The organism is Thermosporothrix hazakensis, from assembly GCF_003253565.1.
Lineage (GTDB): Bacteria > Chloroflexota > Ktedonobacteria > Ktedonobacterales > Ktedonobacteraceae > Thermosporothrix > Thermosporothrix hazakensis.
Genome location: NZ_QKUF01000003.1, coordinates 199,703 through 218,041, shown reverse-complemented (window position 1 = coordinate 218,041; position 18,339 = coordinate 199,703). Strand labels below are relative to the sequence as shown.

Genomic DNA, 18,339 nt, shown 5'->3' with positions numbered 1-18,339 from the left:
GACTCCCCATATAGTAGAGTACCAGAGGACAGCCCTTTCAATACCACTTGAAAGAGAGACAAACTATCCCTTCAGGGCATCTCAGCGCCTCCCTTTGGCCTGAATAGACACTACAAGGAGAGACAGAGTATGCGGAAATAGAGTGTGCGCCTACACCAGCACTTCGGCTAAATCACCCATCAATTCCTGGATCTCGCGCAGCCGCCGTTCCGCGATTTCCACGTTTTCGAGCGCCTGAGCAAGAATACGAGCCTCTAGCGAGGGGTACGACTCAGCAATTTCCGGATCAATAGAACCGACCAGTTCTAAAGCGCGGCTAAGCTTGTCGTCCAGTGTTGCCGTTGACATAGCTATTACCTCACCTCATCGTAAAATATGCAATGGTACGAATAAAAAGACCATCTATAAAACAATGGTTCATCACCATGAACTAGCAGGCTCACAAGCGATAGTTTTATACTCTACTACGAGTCTAGTACGTAGTCGTAGTAGACTAAGTTTCAGCTTTGAAAGCAAAACCCCTTGTATCTATGTCTATATTACACTAGACGCAATAAACCCCAAAATAAAATAGCCAACATTCCTATTGCAGAGGCCTATTAGCCGCCGTCTGCACGCTTTATCTCTACCGTTTTGCTTCAAGCATACCACCGGGTACCACAAAAACATATAGGGATTTCTCTTGATATTTTCCCGGGAAAACACCTGATTTTCTCGGGCCATCCCCGCTGTTTTCCGCATTCGCTGCGTCAGCACCGCTATTTATCGCTTCTCGGAGTAATACTACAATCCATTCCAGTAGAGAACCGAATAAAAATCTACTCAAGAATACAATAGTTGTGCTCTATTTATTGATCCTCTTCTCTCTATCGTGATAGAATCACTGGATAGACAGAAGAACCATGAAACGATCATTTAACAAGCACACGTGAGATCCTGAGAGTGACTTATCCTCGAAAGGAGGAAGACAGATGGCTACACCATTTACGCAGCATCACGTCTCAGTTGTAGTAAACGCTCCTGTGCATGAGGTTTATTCCCTGTTCGCCCACTTTCGTGAATACCCGGGTTTTTTGAAAGTGATGAGCTTCATCAAAGAAGTCACCTATTACGACGATCAAAGAAGTCACTGGGTTGCAGAACTATTCGGACGTCATGAATGGGATGCCATTCGAGAAAATTGGGTCGAAGGTCAGCAAATCGGTTGGCGCTCCACGAAAGGCCTGGAAAACTTCGGGAAAATCACATTTAAGCCCACAAGTATGCGTCAGACGCTGATCGAGATTACCATCCACTACAAGCCGCCCGCCGGAGCCCTGGGCGACCTGGGCGAGAAACTGGGTGCCGGCTCACGCCTGGAACACGTACTGCACAAAGATCTCACAGATTTCGCCCGTATGGTCGATCAGGCTCCACCAGGTGCACTTGATCCCGCTTCTCCACACTTTCTTTTCCCAAACAAGAGCACCGGGCAAACCAGTTATCGGCGCGATGAGCATGAGGGCAGCTCGAATCGCATCGCGGAACATCTCCATCAGCAGCAGGAGAAGGCGGTATGGCCTTATCAACGCGAGGATACATCGTTCTAGCGCTCCTCATCAGCGCTCATACGCATTTCTTGAACAATGCAATGAAGCTCAAGTATAGCAGAACCATAAATACTCAACTATAATGTTTACGGTTGAACTTTCTATATATGTATGTCATTTTATAAAAACAAACGGAAACACATACTATGAGTCTTGACATTCCATACTGAATATGTTATATTCAAATTGTTCCCCCCAGGGGACCTACCAGAGAAATCACAGAGACTCTGGCATTCGGGCCAATGGCCTAGATCCGAAGGAGGGCTTATGAGAATCATGAAGAAACCAATTCGGATACTGGGGATGGTGTATCAAATTGACTAGGAGTGCCCGTAGAGGCGGGCTTCCAACCATCCTGAGTCTCTAAACCGTCTGATGTTCCAGCATCTCATAGAGAAATGAGTATGCTAAGCCTTGATCGACGACTTTCGTCGAGAAGACGGTAAGAGATATTCAGGATCTGCAATAACCCGGTTGTTGGGTAGTGTAAGTAATTGGCCTACGCGGATTAGGACTGGGTTGAAAGAAAGAAAGAAAAACTGGGTTAAACAGTTTCGCAGAAGAAAAAAGAGTCGGGTTGAGATTTCTGTTCTCCCCGGCTCTTTCTTTGTCTTTCCCCTTCTTCTTTTTCCCTCGCTGGACTCCCTACCACACAGATGGTATACTCCCAGAGAATATTATTCGCCATAAGCAGGGTACTGGAGACGAGGAAAACGTATGCGAACACAACACCCCTTTCTGGAACGATTGCAGCGAGGCCCAATTTTATGTGATGGCGGCATGGGCACACAAATCTATGCTCGCGGCATCTCCTTTGAGCGTTGTTTCGATCAACTCAATCTGACCGATCCAGAACTGATTAAAGCCATTCATCTTGATTATGTCGCCGCCGGTGCCGAGATTATCGAGACCAATACCTTCGGCGCAAACCGCTATCGTCTGCAAGAACATGGCCTGGAACACAAGGTACACGATATCAATCGAGCGGGCGCGAAATTAGCCCGCGAGGTCCGCGACATGAGCGAGCAGCCAATCTTTCTGGCGGGGAACATCGGTCCTCTGGGAGTTCGCCTGACTCCACTGGGAACCGTCAAGCAGCAGGAAGCCCGCGACGCCTTCCGTGAACAGGCTGAAGCGCTGCTTGAATCAGGAGTTGATCTGCTTATCCTTGAAACGATTTCGGATCTCGGCGAAATGCGTGAAGCCTTACAGGCCATTCGTCCCATCACTGACGTTCCCATCGCTGCCCTGATGACTTTTGGCGAAGATAACACTGTCACCAGCGGAGAAGATCCGCATACCGTTGCCCGCGTAATGAGCGAGCTCGGCGCTGATCTTGTTGGCGTGAACTGTGCTCTGGGTCCTGCCGGCACACTGAGCGTTATTGAGCGCATGCAAGACGAACAGCATGCGTTTCATCTGGCCGCACAGCCTAATGCGGGCCTGCCGCGCCGCGTGGGGAATCGCTTCATCTATATCTCTTCCCCCGATTATTTTGCCGAGTATACCCGCCATTTTCTGCAAGCAGGTGTGCAACTTGTCGGCGGGTGTTGTGGCACTACCCCCCAGCATATCGCCGCGATGAGCAAAGTTCTGCGTGAGTTTGCTCCTGAGCTACAGCAGCGTCCCAAACCTGTCAAAGAACAAGCAAAAATCGAGCTGGTCTATGATAAACGGGTGCAGCAACAGCCCCCCCGAGGCACAAAGGCTCCCTCAACCCGTCTTGCCCAGTTGCTTGCCGCGGGCCGCTTCGCCGTGAGTGCTGAAATGCGACCGCCACGCAGCATCAAGTTTACCCGCTTCCTGCAAAATGCTGAATATCTCCGCGATGCCGGAGTCGATGTGATCAATATCCCTGATAATGCGATGGCCCGAGTACGCATGAGCAATGTCGCAGCCGCACGCCTGATTCAGCAGTTTGTTGGCACCGAGACAATCATTCACTTTACACCTCGTGACCGCAACCTGATGGCTATGCAAAGCGACCTGATCGGAGCACATGCAACCGGCATTCGCAATGTTCTGGCAGTGACAGGCGATCCCCCGACACATGGCGATTTTCCCGGAGCTACTGGCATCTGGGACGTGGATAGTATCGGCCTGATCACAATCCTCAATAATCTCAATCGTGCGATCGATGGAACCGGGCGCAAACTCGCCTCGGCAGCATCCTTCTTCATTGGCTGTGCCGCGACTCCTTCAGCCACAGATCTGGATCTGGAAATTGAACGCCTGCAACGCAAGGTCGAGGCTGGAGCAAACTTTATCATGACCCAGCCGGTCTATGATCCTGAAACTTTACTGCACTTCTTCGACCTCTACAAACAGCGCTACGGGGCGTTGCAGATCCCGATTTTGGTCGGGCTTCAGCCACTCCATTCGTATCAACAGGCCGAGAAATTTCATAATGAGGTTCCCGGTATCGTGATCCCTGATACGGTACGCAAACGCCTGAAAGAGGCAGGCGAACGCGGCATTGAAGCAGGATTAGAGATCATAAAAGAGCTTCTGAGCGCGATCTATCCTCATATTCACGGCGTATATATCATGCCCCTTGATCGCTATGACCTTGTCAGAGAGCTCCTGCCATACATTCGCTCCCTCACCGAGCCAACCTCGGATAGCCAGCACTCTTGAACACGATCAGGGCAGGGCGTTCCCCTGCCCTCGCTCTTGACTCGTCTCCTCGATAGTGCTATTTTGTACTTATCTTTTGAAAGCACCTAGCCTTTGATTATGTGCTTCTTATTTTTGTGCTTTCATTGTACATATCCCAAACAAGAGAACTCATTTGGAGGAACACATTGACCATTCACATCGTAGGTTTTACAGGTAGTATTCGCAAAGGTTCATTCAATCGCGCCACTCTTGAGACAGCAAGAGAGCTGTTGCCCTCCGATGTCGAACTTGAGATTATCTCTATAGGTGACCTGCCCCTTTTCAACCAGGATCTTGAGACAAATCTTCCCGAACCGGTTGTTCAGTTCCGCGAAAAGATCCGCAATGCAGACGGCCTTCTCATTTCCTCGCCGGAACACAACCACTCGATGCCCGCCGCTCTGAAGAACGCGCTTGACTGGTCCTCGCGCCCGGTTAATAATCCTATCATGCGCGGCAAACCCACAGCCGTTATGGCCGGTGGCGCCAATACCGGAGCCGTTCGTGCTATGGAGCATGTGCGTCAGGTTCTCCTGCATCTTGAAGTCAATCTGGTTAATAAGCCAGAGGTGCTGTTCTTCAATATCTGGAATCTTGTCAACGAAGAAGGCAAGATTACCGATCCAACCACCCTACAGTTCATGAATACCATGCTTCAGAATCTGGTCGCCCTGATCCGCCAGACAAAGGCTGATCTAGCGCTGGCCCACTAAAGGGAACCTTTCCCGGGACAAAAAAACCCTCGTGTCCAGATTGGGGCACGAGGGATTCTCTTTGGGGGTCTACTTACTGCTGCTCCCATCGCCGAGCGATAGAACTGCCATAAACGCTTCTTGTGGGATCTCCACACTTCCCACCATCTTCATGCGCTTCTTACCCTCTTTCTGCTTTTCCAGCAGCTTGCGTTTACGCGTGATATCACCACCATAACACTTGGCAAGCACGTCTTTTCGCATGGCCTTCACGGTCTCACGGGCAATCACGCGTGAGCCAATCGCCGCCTGAATAGGCACCTCAAACAACTGACGTGGGATCAGCCCGCGTAGCTTCTCAACCAGTGCCCGCCCCTGATAGTAGGCCTTATCACGGTGAACAATCAGGGATAACGCATCGACCGCCACGCCATTGACCAGAATATCCAGCTTGATCAGATCGGACGCCTCGTAGCCAGCGAAGTTATAGTCCAACGAAGCATAACCCTGTGTGCGTGACTTCAACTGGTCGTAGAAATCAACAATCAGTTCAGCCAGCGGCATCTTATAGGTCAGCAGCACACGCTCGGACTCGATGTATTTGAGATCGACATAGATTCCTCTGCGCGTCGTCACCAGATCCATAATCGTTCCAATATAGCGCGAAGGAGTAAAGATGGAGATATCCATAAAGGGCTCTTCAATCTTCTCGACCTCGCCCGCAGAGGGCATTTCCGAGGGGTTATCGACCTCAATTACCTCGCCATCGGTCTTGGTAACCAGATAGGCCACGCTAGGTGCCGTAGCAAGGATATCCAGATTATACTCGCGTTCCAGACGCTCCTGAATGATCTCCATATGCAGCAGACCCAGGAAGCCACAGCGAAAGCCGAAGCCGAGCGCCTGCGACGTTTCAGGCTCATAATAGAGCGCGGCATCATTGAGTTTCAAGCGTTCCAGCGCATCACGAAGTTCCGGGTAATCCTCACTTGCGACCGGATAGAGACCAGCAAACACCATCGACTTGGCAGGCTGATAACCCGGCAATGGTTGCGCCTTGCCGAGCGCTCCAGGAACCGTGACTGTATCACCCACACGGCAATCTTTCACATTTTTAAAGCCGGTCGCGATATAGCCCACTTCTCCGGTTGTCAACTCGCCAGAAGAGACCAGCCGAGGATGGAAGAAGCCAGCTTCCAGCACCTCAGTTGCGCTTCCGGTCGCCATCATGACAACCTTCTCTTCAGCATGAAGCACACCGTCGACAACGCGCACATAGGCAATCACGCCCTTATACGCGTCATAGTGCGAATCAAAGACCAGCGCGCGCAACGGTCCTGCTGGATCTCCGGCAGGAGGGGGAATCTGCTTGACAACGGCCTCCAGAATATCAACCGTCCCGATTCCCTCTTTCGCAGAGGCAAGGATACATTCCTCTTTTGGCAAGCCAATGACGTCTTCAACCTCTTGTTTCACCTTCTCAGGATCGGCGCTCGGCAGATCAATCTTGTTAATCACAGGGATGATCGTCAGATCAGCTTCCAGAGCAAGATACAGGTTTGCCAGCGTTTGCGCCTCCACCCCCTGGGTCGCATCGATCACCAGCAGCGCCCCTTCGCAGGCGGCCAGACTTCGCGAGACCTCATAAGCGAAGTCCACATGTCCGGGCGTGTCGATCAGGTTGAGCTCGTATTCCTGCCCATCCTGCGCGGTATATTTCATACGCACGGCCTGCGCTTTAATGGTGATGCCCTTTTCTCGCTCTAGCTCCATCTGGTCAAGCGTCTGTTCCAGCAACTCGCGTTTAGAGACGGTGCCAGTAAATTCCAGCAGGCGATCTGCAAGGGTAGACTTGCCGTGGTCAATATGAGCAATAATACAAAAATTACGAATATGAGCTTGATCTGTCATTCGATGATACCTCCACCCAATACCTCTTCGCCATCCTCACCGCCATAGAGCACAGCGGCCTGCCCCGGAGTGATAGCGCGTTGTGGGTGCCTGAGTTGTACCAGTGCCCGCTGTTCGGGGAGCGGCGTAATCAAAGCGGGTTGCTCAGGGGCTTTGTAGCGCACGCGTACCAGCGCTTCAAAGGGGGCTCCCGGGATATCGCCGCTGACATAGTGCATATTCTTGACAGTAAACTCTGTCTTTTCCAGAGCCGCCGCCGGTCCAACAATCAGCGCATTGCGTTCGGCATCAATGCGCAGAACATGCAAAGGCTCTTTCGCGGTAATACCCAGGCCTTTACGCTGGCCCACAGTGTAATATGCCAGCCCTCGATGACGCCCCATGACATTGCCCTGCACATCATAAATCGGGCCGGGACGCGGTATGGTGATCAGGCTAGTGGAGTTCCCTTCTTCCACTCGGGCGGCAGCATACCGATCAATAAAGCCCCTGTAATCATTTTTCGCGACGAAACAAATTTCCTGACTCTCGGCCTTTGAGGCGACGCGCATTCCTCGCTCCGCCGCCATCGCGCGCACCTGAGGCTTGGTATAGCCACCCAGAGGGAAGCAAGCATGTTCAAGCTGATACTGATTTAAGACATGCAGAACGTAGGACTGGTCCTTCTCTGGATCAAGGCCGCGCCGCAAGCGCCGCTTCCCTGTGACAGGGTGATTATCCACACGCACATAATGGCCGGTCGCCAGATAATCGGCATCCAGAGCCAGCGCCTTATTGAGCATCACCGTAAAACGAATGTGCCGGTTACAGGTCAGACACGGGTTTGGTGTGCGCCCTGCGACATATTCATCATAAAATGAGTCAACGATTTTATCTTTAAATTCCTGCTCAACATTGACAAGATAAAAGGGAATGTCCAGCATGCGGGCAACACGACGAGCATCATCAACCGACTCAAGCGAACAACACTTGTTCTGGACGACGCGCTCAACTCCGTCATCTTCTTCCTCTATCACCCCCGGCTCAGACCAGAGGCGCAGCATAATTCCAATGACTTCATGCCCTTGTTCTTTGAGAAGCGCGGCGGCAACCGAGCTGTCCACGCCGCCGCTCATTGCGACGACAATGCGAGCCATACAGAAATTACCTATCTTTTGCAATGAGCGCCTGCAAAGACGCAGAGACAATATACCAGAATGAATACTTGCTGAAATGGAGGTCCCGGCAAGCTATACAGGAGAGAGCTTTTTACAGATCTATTTTCGGAAGAGACGTAGAAAAAAGGACTAGCCAGGAGCTAGCCTCTTTACTGCTCTTTCTGCATATTCTTGATGCTAATTTGACCTGATTTGCCACACTTAGGTTAGCATAGGAATGCCGACTTGTCAAACACCGAGCTCTCGGGCAACAGGGCGCAAAAAGAACGGGCAAGCCGATCCGCTCACCCGTTCTGTCAGTTCACTACTTACTGTAGGCCGAGGTGTTCGCGCAGGGCGTATCGTTTGAAATGTAGATTTTGCCCCAGTCCTCAGGCATAATCATGGTGAGGGCGTTATCCACCACGCCGACAACACAGGGCTTGCGTACCATATTGGTCACTCCCTGATAGATCGGCAACGCAGCTACGTCATCGATAACCTGTTGCTCGGCCTGATAATACATCGGCAGGCGCTCAGACTCTTTCATAGTCGTATCGGCCTTGCGAATCAGTTCCTGCGTCTTCTTTTGCAGCTCATTGGTTGCCGAGGCGTTGTGGGCATAGTTGATCACATTCGAGTCACCAGAATCGTCAAGGAAGAGGTCAAGCCAGTCCTGCGGATCAGGATAGTCAACCACCCAACTTGTCGCCCAGATCATGGGCCCCTTCGGGTTCTTTCTGGCTGTCTGTATGTAGTCGCGAAGCTGGTTCCCGTCCATATCGTTGATTGTGACTTCAACGCCTAACACATCCTTCCACATTGCCTGGACCGCCTGCGCCTCATTCTTCATATCAGGAGAGCCACCTGTTGATACGGTAAACACAATGCGCGGCAGGCTTTTCCGTGTCAGATTGAGCTCCTTGAGACCCTCTTCAAAGAGTTGACGCGCCTTTGCAGGATCACCCTTTGTACTGGCCACGCCAGCTGGTCCAACCAACTTCTCGTTGTAGCCAAGCTGTCCCTTCGGCACAAAATGATTGGTAGGAACAATCTTATCCTTATACACGTTATGAGCAATCTTATCCTTATCAATTGCCAGCGCGAACGCCTGCCTGACCTTGATATTGTTAAAAGGAACCGCAAGATAATTCATCTGGTAGTAAAAGGTTGTTAGTTGCTCCGCCCGATGCAACTGATTCTTCAGAGAGCGAGCCCGCGCCAGATCGGCTGTCTGCACTTCGGCCTCGCTGACCTGTCCCGCCTCGTAAGCCTTGAAGACAGACTTGCTATCAGGATAGAAAGGAATAACGACCTTTTTCAGCAGCGGCTTCGTGCCATAGTAGTTCGCGTTCGGGACCAGAACAATTTCTTTGCCATGCACATAGCGCTCAACCGTAAAAGGACCGGCACCACCGCCCTCATTGATATGATCGGTCCAGCGCTGATTTCCATATTTCTCGACCAGTTTCTTATTGACAACCCAGGAACAAGCAAACGTCAACGCCTGCAAGAAATAGGGAGCCCGTTCACGAGTCACAATTTTGACGGTGTGATCATCGGGAGCGAAAAGGCTATAGTTTATCAAGCTCTTGAGCGAGCCATCAGCACGCTTTTCCGTTCCTTTGATGATGCCTAAATAGAAGGGAGCCGACGCATTCTTTAACGAAGGATCAAAAGCACGATCAATGCTATAGACCACGTCGGCAGCGGTCAGAGGAGAACCATCACTGAATTTCAGATCGGGTTTCAAAGAGAACGTCCAGGTCAGACCATCGTCAGAAACCTCCCAGGAACGCGCCATTTGCCCATATACCTGCGCGTTATCGTTGAGCCCAACGAGGCCTGTAAAAGTCATTGTAATTGCCTTTGCAGCCGCAGCATCGCCCATAATTGCCGGGTCAAAGGTCGCCATGTCCGAGACCCCACTGACAGGAGTTATAAATACCTGCTTTTCGTCCGGTGCCTTCCCCTGCGCTACCGGAGTAGCCGTATTACTACCCCCTCCGCCACAGGCAGAAAGCAGCACAGCAAAGAAGCACAGCAGTGGTATCAAGACCCTCTGCCTATGCCGTTTGCCAGATTCCATCTTTTTTTCTTCTCCTCAATCATGGAACTCGCCCCCAGAGCGTTTACACACCCTGAGCACCTCTACATAGGTCAGCCAATCACACGCAACCATCAGAATGGATCAGCTTTCCCACTTGCAGATTCTATTTTCACATATATCAATCAATATGCCAAATCGGAAGGGCATATCCCACATTCTCAACGCATTATCGCATGCTGGCGTCACAATTCACCTTTCCACAGGTCAGAGGATGGAAACCGACAACGCTTTGCTCATCTGGTTCCCTTTCTTCAGGAGAGCTCCCTTCTTCCCTGTAAAACAGCCTCAACAAGCCGACTTCTCCTCTTTTCGAGTAAGAAACGTGCCAAACCTGATAGTTTGTAGTATAATAGCGGCAACGTACCAGGGCCATATTTTTTAGCGGCTGGAACGGGGTGTAGCAGTAGTGTAGTTGCATCCGAAACAGTCGATATACAACAGAGAAGAGCAACCCTGCTTGCTTTTCAAAGCCTGTCATTATCAGTTTTCGCTCATTCATCCGCAACCACAATAGGTACACAGAAAGGCAGTGAATCACTATGCCAAAACGGTCGACGACGGCACGCATTGGAGCACAACGAAAAGCGCGCGCGCAACGCAACGTTGAGGTGAGCGCTCCTGAGGTGCTACAACCAGAACAGCCTGTAAAAAAGCCTAAATCCAGCACAGCAACAGTTACTGAGGAGTCTACTCATGGAGAGGCTCCGGCGCAAGAGGCTACCCTGCCGAAGAGCGGCGCTCGCGCCAAGCTGGCTAATCGTCGTGCAGCGACACAGAAAAATCAGCGCGTTGCGTCGTCTATCGTCACGCCAGAGCACTTTGCATACGTCAAAAAAGATTTACTTACAATCGGCATCCTGACTGTCGTGATGCTGGCTGTTATGCTGGCGCTCTACTTTACCATTGGCTCACAGCTCTAAACCCCGAGATTTTGCTAACATCTTAATGTACAAGCTCTACAACAAGGAGAAGAGCGAGGTGGAACATCCTCGCTCTTTTTTTATGCTCAAAGGTCAAGAAAAGAGGCACTGATTTCTGAAGAAGATATCATCAGTGCCTCGAATTGCTTCGTTATAAACTGAAAGTATGCAAAATTAGTGTACAAGCGGCTGTGTGCCCAGACCAGAAGTAATGCCATGTCTGTACGCAGCGGGAATGGTCACTCCAAGAACTCGTTGCATTGCCATCGTATGGCAGCAATCGCCCCAGTCATGGAAGAAACGGCAGGTGCAATGCCACTCTCCATTATCAAAGGAAGTCGTGTGAACATCATTTTCACCCCGGAAGGTGGCTTCAAAACGAGTAAACTGAATGCGCTCCGGCTCTTCCGCGTAGCGTTTCGCTTTCGCAATCTTATTAATCATGCTAGAGTTCATGGTTGCACTCTCCTTAAAAGTCTAATAGCCACTCCGTTTCCACATGCCGTTTTATCTCGAAGCCTACTCCGCACTGGTACATGTTGTACGCAGTTACGGATGTGTAAGCATGCCAGCAATAACGCCTGACGATCTACAAACTCTCGCCAAGATCCTCCTTTCGCCGTCAAAAGGCTTTCACTCAAACAAACGACCTCTCATACGGTTTGCAGAGCTGAAACTTGTATCGTTCATCAGCGAACCAGGAACAAATTCTCGGTATAAATAAAAAACACCAGGGCACGCTTTACCCCAGTGTGTTTTTATCTCTTCTTGGCGACAGCGACGCTCGACGAGACGCGATCATGCAGAGCTACAAACTGCACTTTCTCTGTTGACGCGGTTTCAGCTAAAGCCATGCTCATCGAACGACCCTTCATAAGCAAGAACGCTGTCGAAACCCGACCGCTTGGAATATCGGCCTTGCTTCACAGCATGGACATCGGTTGAAGAATGCATCGCTTTCTGTTTGAATTGATTATACCATAGAGATAGGAGAAAGTCCAGCCTTGCATTCTGTAATATTACAAATATTGACAATTACCAATACAAATGTTAGAGAAACAGTCGTGTTTGCATCCGCCGATGCGATCTGTCCACGCATCGCATCTCATGCATAAAACGATTTTATGCCTTGTTACCAAACAGCATCTGCAAAGCTCTGAATCCTCTCCTGACCTGGCAGACAGAATGAATTCCACATCTCCCTTCCACTATTATAACAACACGAAGCGAGTACAAATCCAGTATAAACCTAACAACTGGATCACAAATAACGGATACACTCCGAGAGGCCTTCCCGACTCCGGGCGCGACCTCTCACCATGCCAGTCGCTATTGCGCAACCAGATATTCCGTGCGGGCAAGCAGGTCCTCATAGAGCATTTGCACCCGCTGCGCGACCCTGTACCAGCTAAACTGCATAACCGAAGGACGGGTTGCGGCTTTCAGCCGAGCAAGGAGCGCCGGATCACGCAGGGTAGCATCCAGCCGTTCCGCAAAGAAGCCAGGACAACGCGGCACCAGAAAGCCCGTCTCGCCGTGCTGTACCACCGTCATTAAGCCACCTGCACGCGTAGCAACAACAGGTGTGCCACAGGCCAGCGACTCAACCGCGACCAACCCAAACGTCTCATGATAGGAGGGAACAACCGTGACATCAGCGGCACTATAGAGAAGCGGTAACCGCTGTTGCGGCTGCGCTTCCAGAAAACGGACGCGCTTCTGCACCCCGAGTTGCTGTGCCAGCTCCTGCAATTCCTGTACCTCACGATCATGCTGCGCCTTCCCCCCCACAATCAGGACTAGAGGCTCCTCTTCCATCAACGCTGCCGCCCGTACCACCACGTCGGGTCCCTTAAAAGAATCCAGACGACCGGCAAAAAGCACTACCGGTTGATCGACAGGCAAATGAAGCTGTTTTCTGGCATTGGGTTGCTCGATCGGCGTAAACAGCTCAAGATCAACACCACAGGGGATCACCGAAACCTGTTGTGGTGCGGCACCACAGTACCGGATCAACAGCGAGCGCTCCTCAGGAGTTGCTGCGATAATATGACTGACCTTATGCACTAAGCGCTGTTCCATGTCCAGTCGCAGAGCAGGCTCCTCTGCCGCCGGATTTGCCATCATCTTCAACCGGGCAAGTGTATGAAACATGATCAGGTGGGGCACATCCCAGAGTTCCGCCAGGGGCATTGCAGCTACACCGGACAGCCAGTAGTGGCTGTGCACGATATCGTACTTTTTCTGTTCCTGCTTTCGGTAACTTTCAATATGCTGCGCGAATTCAGGAAGATAGCGGAAAAGCTCGTTTTTCTGCACGGGAGCCACAGGGCCAGCCTCAATATGAATCACCCGTACATTCGGGCTGAGCTGGACAACAGAGGGGAGTTCTGTACTGGTTCGGCGTGTAAAGATATCGATGTTCAGATCTCGTTGCGACAGTGCCTGGGCCAAAGCGCGAATGTAGACATTCATGCCCCCGGCATCTTTGCTACTGCCAGGCTTATCCAGAGGGGACGTATGAACACTGAGCATGGCTATTGATACAGCAGACATTGCAAAAAAGCTCCTCTTCTTTCTTTCTTCATTTGTCGGTTATACATTGCAGATGCGAGGCCAACGTCCTTCGCCAATGAACAGACGCTCCAGAGCAAACACCTTGCATTCCTCCTTTCGCAGATTCTTCTATTCATTAGAACAATATCGGCTGATTCCCTTATTTCAATTCATGATGATTAACCGTACAAAAATCGTCCCCATGCCTGTTTCAGATCATGGGGAAGAACATGGGTCTGAGGATTCATTCGTTTTCACTGCTCTTGCAATAAGCGGAATTCTTCTACCGCCTCGAACATATCCTGCGGGCCAACATTCAAATCCTGCGCGAGCTTTTCCAACCATGCAGTACGCCGTTCCAGCATGGTCTGAAACTGTTTCGCAGGTACCTCAATCCATTCCGCTACCCGTTCCAGCACCGCCGGTTCAGCATGAATAAAGGTATCATCAACCATATTCCAGCTCGACAATGATACGGGTACAATCGCCTCCGGATCACTGACATCAGTGATCGGTTGTAAGAAATGCATGGTCAGCCAGCGGCGACGCGGCGGATATCCCCGGCCAACCAGACCAATATTAATCACCAGACCCAATCGACGCACATCTTCAGGCGTCAGGCGCAAAGTCCGATGGTACATCTGTATCACGTCATGAATTGTATCAGCATGGACACTTGTTGCAATATGGAAGCCCTTCGCGGGAAGCGTCAAATACCGCCGGGCTGCGCGTCCCCACATATAGATAGGCAGATGATCGCTCACCTCATTACACAGCGCATAGGTGGTTGCAGGATCAACTTCAGGTAAGCGGGTAAAAGCGAACGTCTCGTACATACCGGCCATATAGGCGAGTGCGGTTCCTTCAGGTAAGAACTGAAGCAATGCATTCAGGGTCGTTGTTTTGCCAACTCCTGGCTGTGGATCCGTTGGTCCAGCAACAGTCAGAGACGAACCATGTTCCAGTAAGACCCAGGCCAGAGCCGCAGTCCATGCATCAACACTGCCCAGAGCAATAATCTGAGCAATTGAAAGTGGTCGTCTGGACTCATAATGCCAGTAGTACCGCTCGTAGGGATCACGTGGATCAAACATTATAGCTTCCCTTCCAGTCTGGGCAAGGAATACCTTACGACTTTTGCTCTCCCACTTCTTCCGCCTCCCCCTGTACCCCTTCCGCCGGACGCGGCGCAGGGGAGGTCAGCCAGCCAGGGTTCGGGCTCCAACTTATCGCCACAACCTGAGGCCGCTTCTCCTTTTCCAGCTCAATCAAACTCACTGAAGCATTATCGATAAAGAGAGATGGGGCCCTTTCGACCGGGATTCCCATATAATAGGCAAGCAGCAGTTTCACCACATCCGCGTGAGCCACAAAAACGGGATATGCTCCAATATCTTCCCGCTGAAGCCAGCGCTCCACCGCCGCTACCGCACGCTGCTGCACTTGCGGAAACGTCTCAACCCCTTCAGGAGCAACGGTCGGATTCTGGACATACGCACGCCATGCGGGGTCCGATTTCGTCAGCTCACTGATCTTCTGTCCGGCCCACGGTCCGACATCGGTATCAGCAAGATCGGGCTCAATATGCACGGGAATGGTACGCCCTTCAGCCAGAAAGGCCGCAGTATCGCGGGCTCGCTCTAACGGGCTTGAGATAATAGTGCTTAGAGGGAGAACGGACAGCGATTCACCCAGGCGGGCCGCCTGTTGCCGTCCTGTATCGGTCAAGGCGACACCTGGCAACTGCCCGGGAAGTCTATGTTCCACATTCCAGCCTGTCTGTCCGTGGCGAACAAGTAGCAAGGTTCGTTTCATGCTTCCCTGTATACTTTCCAGCATTAACTGTTTATGCCGCCAGATGCGCAACCTCCATTGAAGGAAGCGTATCCGGACCACAAGATACGTCCATCCAATATACAGCCATGATTTCCGCCACCAGCAAGAGAGTGCGAACGGCAGCATACTCCCATCCATTTGAAGAAAATGACGTGACCAGGACGTCTAACGCTACACGTTTGCTTTTGATTATTTCCATTGTACCAGCGAAGAAGAGCCAGTTGCAAACGGGATCGCAGCAAGGCGGCTCAAAAGGGGAGGGAAACAGGCAAGAAGGCGCGCAGAAGAAGCGTCCAGGCTATGAGCGCTTCTTCTGCGGTTCAGGCGGATCTATTCCTCGCGCCGGGTCGGGATATTCACAGGAGCCAGCGCCAGTTGAGACTGGTTAGCAGCGTTCGAGGTGCTTGCATAGAGCGACTGCTGAAGCTGCGGCATCGGGTCCTGCTTACACACGTTCTCAGGTTGATTATTGGTTGCCTTACAAATAGCAGCGGTGATGTAGTTTGCTGCTCCGATCACGCTCTTGCTCAGCTCGGAGTTTCGGTCGTTGACAATTGTTCGGGCAATATCTATATGACTCTGCGTACCCAACAAATCAGGAGAATAGAATGAACCGGAGGCAGCAGCGACATTGCCTATCACCATGAATGGAATACTGCCATGCCCATAGGTGTTGACAAGCTGGGTCTGCTCGGCGGTTGGCTGTCTGTTCGACTTTCCGTTCTCGTTATCGATAGCCACAAAATCAATATATTTGCTGGTGTAGGTGCTATTATAGAACGAGAACGTCGAGTGGTTCCCTTCCTGCGAGATAATTGGATCAACATGCTCAAACGTGCCAAAGCGGCTCAACGATGCAAGCAATGACCAGCGCTGAGCGGCGCAGAACGGACAATAGTCGGCGCCAACATAAAGCACCTGGGGTTTGCCATCTGCTCCGGTCAATTTGGGCGCATCTGCTTTCAGAGGTTCCATGCGCTTATTGTTCTGATCGATGCTCACACCTTCATAGACTTCAGGCTTCAGTGATGTAATCATCTTCTCGGCTTCCTGAGCATCACCAGATACCTGCTGATTCGATGTCGCATTGAGCCGCAGGAACACAAATAAACCAACAATCACGACAATGAGCGCAACGATACCGATAATCCAGTAGAGGGAACTTCGATCTTTCTTCGCTGTCGCTCTACGCTTCTTTGAACGAGGTCCCTGGCCCATATTGCCACGCTGCTCTCGTTGTCTTTTCGCCTCCTGACGGCGCTGAGCAGCCGATTTCGTATTCTTTCCCATAAGAAAACAAACCTCTCACAAACTGGTTAACCGTAGATCGTTGTGTATTGTAGCATATCGCGCTCCCTCTGTATATCGATACCCGTATCAAGTAAACAAGCTGAATACAACCAGCACTGCAAACACGCTCCCGCCCCTAAACAGACATGTAGAAATGCTTGACAAATCAGGCAGCGTAAGGTACAATCCCCATGTCAGTGATGATGTTAAGCCTCGTTAGTCTAGCGGCCTAGGACGCCACCCTTTCAAGGTGGAGATCACGGGTTCGAATCCCGTACGAGGTACCACAAAGCCCGCGCGTTCCGCCGGGCTTTTTTCTTTTCCCCTCAAGCTGGCTTCTTGCGGTACAATAAGAGAGAGATTTTCTTCAGTGGAATGCAATGCCTTCCCATTCCCCATTACTGACCTATGAAAGGGAATCCATCATGCTCAGCGTAGAAGAGGCACTCAAGCGAATTCTGGCCGCTATCACCCCTTTGGAGAGCGTCCGCCTTCCCCTACAAGATGCATTCGATCATATCCTTGCTCAGGAGATCATCGCCCACGACGACAATCCGCCCTTCGCGAACTCCGCAATGGATGGCTTTGCCCTGCAAAGTCAGGACACCCAGCACACACCGGTCCGCCTGAAAGTCATTGGTGATATCGCCGCCGGCCATGTGAGCGGACAGACCGTCACTCCTGGAACCGCTATGCGTATCATGACCGGCGCTCCCGTTCCTCCGGGCGCTGATGCCGTGATCCAGATTGAGCTGACAAATCCCTCGGATGAGTGGGTTGAGGTGCTTCAGCCAGTTCTGCGAGGGAATAACATTCGTCCCGCAGGGGAGGATATTCAGAAGGGACAGAAGCTTCTCTCTCCCGGCGATCTGATTGGCCCCTGGGAAACAGGGATACTGGCAACACTTGGTTATGATCATGTAGAGGTAATCCGCAAGCCCCGAGTCGCAATTCTGGGGACCGGTGACGAGGTGGTCGAGATTTCAGCAGAACTGCAACCCGGACAGATTCGCAACAGTAATAGTTATCTGCTTGAAGCCGCTGTCCGTAAAGCTGGAGGCATCCCGACGCGCCTCGGCATCGCTCGCGATACCGTTGAGAGCCTGCGCGAGAAGCTCAACGAGGCAATCACCTATGATCTGATTCTGACCTCGGGTGGGGTATCAGTTGGTGATTTCGATCTCGTCAAGGACATCATGCAGGAACAGGGTGAGATGAACTTCTGGCGCATCAACATGCGCCCCGGAAAGCCGGTTGCCTTCGGCCATATTCACGGGGTACCGCTGCTCGGACTACCCGGAAACCCGGTTTCCAGCGCTGTCACCTTCGAGCTTTTTGGCCGCCCCGTAGTGCGGAAACTACAGGGACATACCCGGCTCTACAGGCCACAGATCGAAGTCATCGTTGCTGATGGCGTGCAGGAAAAGGCACAGCGCCGTCATTATGTGCGAGCACACGTCAGCCTGGAACAGGGACGCTTTGTCGCTCACACCACAGGGAAACAGGGCTCAAACCTGCTGACCTCGCTTCTCAACGCGAACGCGCTGGTCATCGTCCCTGAGGGTGGGACACAAATTCTTCCCGGCCAGCCAGCCAGAGCCCTGATGCTCGACTGGCCTGAGGTCGAAACGCTTGAATAAT

14 protein-coding genes and 1 tRNA gene are annotated in these 18,339 nt (G+C 51.5%); 6 read left to right on the top strand and 9 right to left on the bottom strand.

Annotated elements, in window-relative coordinates; translation table 11 throughout:
• Positions 1 to 150: 150 nt before the first annotated feature.
• The gene (locus EI42_RS07675; RefSeq protein WP_111320533.1) at positions 151 to 348 is read right to left on the bottom strand and encodes a hypothetical protein; all 198 of its coding nucleotides are present in this window, start codon (positions 346 to 348) and stop codon (positions 151 to 153) included.
• Between the two features lie 623 nt (positions 349 to 971).
• On the opposite strand from EI42_RS07675, the gene EI42_RS07670 reads away from it, so the two are divergent.
• The 3 genes from EI42_RS07670 (at position 972) to EI42_RS07660 (ending at position 4,960) form a co-directional block, all read left to right on the top strand.
• Positions 972 to 1,589, top strand: a complete 618-nt coding sequence (locus tag EI42_RS07670) for an SRPBCC family protein (protein ID WP_111320531.1) — start codon at positions 972 to 974, stop codon at positions 1,587 to 1,589.
• Between the two features lie 717 nt (positions 1,590 to 2,306).
• A complete protein-coding gene (locus EI42_RS07665; RefSeq protein ID WP_111320529.1) occupies positions 2,307 to 4,226 on the top strand; it encodes a bifunctional homocysteine S-methyltransferase/methylenetetrahydrofolate reductase in 1,920 nt (639 codons plus the stop codon).
• 167 nt (positions 4,227 to 4,393) lie between these two features.
• Entirely contained in the window at positions 4,394 to 4,960 is a 567-nt protein-coding gene (locus EI42_RS07660; protein WP_170142439.1) for an NADPH-dependent FMN reductase, read from the top strand.
• A 69-nt stretch (positions 4,961 to 5,029) separates the two neighbouring features.
• Here EI42_RS07660 and lepA read toward each other — a convergent pair whose 3' ends face one another.
• From lepA to EI42_RS07640, 3 genes are all read right to left on the bottom strand, one after another.
• The gene (gene lepA, locus EI42_RS07655) at positions 5,030 to 6,850 is read right to left on the bottom strand and encodes a translation elongation factor 4 (protein WP_111320525.1); all 1,821 of its coding nucleotides are present in this window, start codon (positions 6,848 to 6,850) and stop codon (positions 5,030 to 5,032) included.
• Positions 6,847 to 7,986: a tRNA 2-thiouridine(34) synthase MnmA gene (gene mnmA / locus EI42_RS07650; RefSeq protein WP_111320523.1), complete on the bottom strand. Its 1,140-nt coding sequence runs from the start codon at positions 7,984 to 7,986 to the stop codon at positions 6,847 to 6,849. The genes lepA and mnmA overlap by 4 nt, the downstream gene beginning before the upstream one ends.
• Positions 7,987 to 8,311: 325 nt before the next feature.
• A complete protein-coding gene (locus EI42_RS07640; RefSeq protein ID WP_111320519.1) occupies positions 8,312 to 10,075 on the bottom strand; it encodes a peptide ABC transporter substrate-binding protein in 1,764 nt (587 codons plus the stop codon).
• A 560-nt stretch (positions 10,076 to 10,635) separates the two neighbouring features.
• Between EI42_RS07640 and EI42_RS07635 the strand changes: the two genes are divergently transcribed.
• Entirely contained in the window at positions 10,636 to 11,016 is a 381-nt protein-coding gene (locus tag EI42_RS07635) for a hypothetical protein (protein WP_111320517.1), read from the top strand.
• A gap of 174 nt (positions 11,017 to 11,190) precedes the next feature.
• Here the strand turns inward: EI42_RS07635 and EI42_RS07630 are convergent, their stop codons facing one another.
• From EI42_RS07630 to EI42_RS07610, 5 genes are all read right to left on the bottom strand, one after another.
• Positions 11,191 to 11,472, bottom strand: a complete 282-nt coding sequence (locus tag EI42_RS07630) for a hypothetical protein (RefSeq protein ID WP_111320515.1) — start codon at positions 11,470 to 11,472, stop codon at positions 11,191 to 11,193.
• Between the two features lie 873 nt (positions 11,473 to 12,345).
• The gene (locus tag EI42_RS07625) at positions 12,346 to 13,572 is read right to left on the bottom strand and encodes a glycosyltransferase (RefSeq protein ID WP_111320513.1); all 1,227 of its coding nucleotides are present in this window, start codon (positions 13,570 to 13,572) and stop codon (positions 12,346 to 12,348) included.
• 254 nt (positions 13,573 to 13,826) lie between these two features.
• A complete protein-coding gene (locus EI42_RS07620; RefSeq protein ID WP_111320511.1) occupies positions 13,827 to 14,666 on the bottom strand; it encodes a hypothetical protein in 840 nt (279 codons plus the stop codon).
• A 34-nt stretch (positions 14,667 to 14,700) separates the two neighbouring features.
• Positions 14,701 to 15,534 carry a histidine phosphatase family protein gene (locus EI42_RS07615; RefSeq protein WP_170142438.1) on the bottom strand — a complete coding sequence of 278 codons (834 nt, stop codon included), beginning with the start codon at positions 15,532 to 15,534 and terminating at the stop codon, positions 14,701 to 14,703.
• A 204-nt stretch (positions 15,535 to 15,738) separates the two neighbouring features.
• Complete coding sequence (locus EI42_RS07610; protein WP_111320507.1) at positions 15,739 to 16,698, bottom strand: DUF929 family protein; 960 nt, start codon at positions 16,696 to 16,698, stop codon at positions 15,739 to 15,741.
• 210 nt (positions 16,699 to 16,908) lie between these two features.
• Between EI42_RS07610 and EI42_RS07605 the strand changes: the two genes are divergently transcribed.
• Positions 16,909 to 16,985, top strand: a tRNA-Glu gene (locus EI42_RS07605).
• A gap of 138 nt (positions 16,986 to 17,123) precedes the next feature.
• Positions 17,124 to 18,338 (top strand): molybdopterin molybdotransferase MoeA, encoded by a 1,215-nt coding sequence (locus EI42_RS07600; RefSeq protein WP_170142437.1) that lies wholly within the window; start codon positions 17,124 to 17,126, stop codon positions 18,336 to 18,338.
• The last annotated feature ends 1 nt before the right edge of the window (position 18,339 follow it).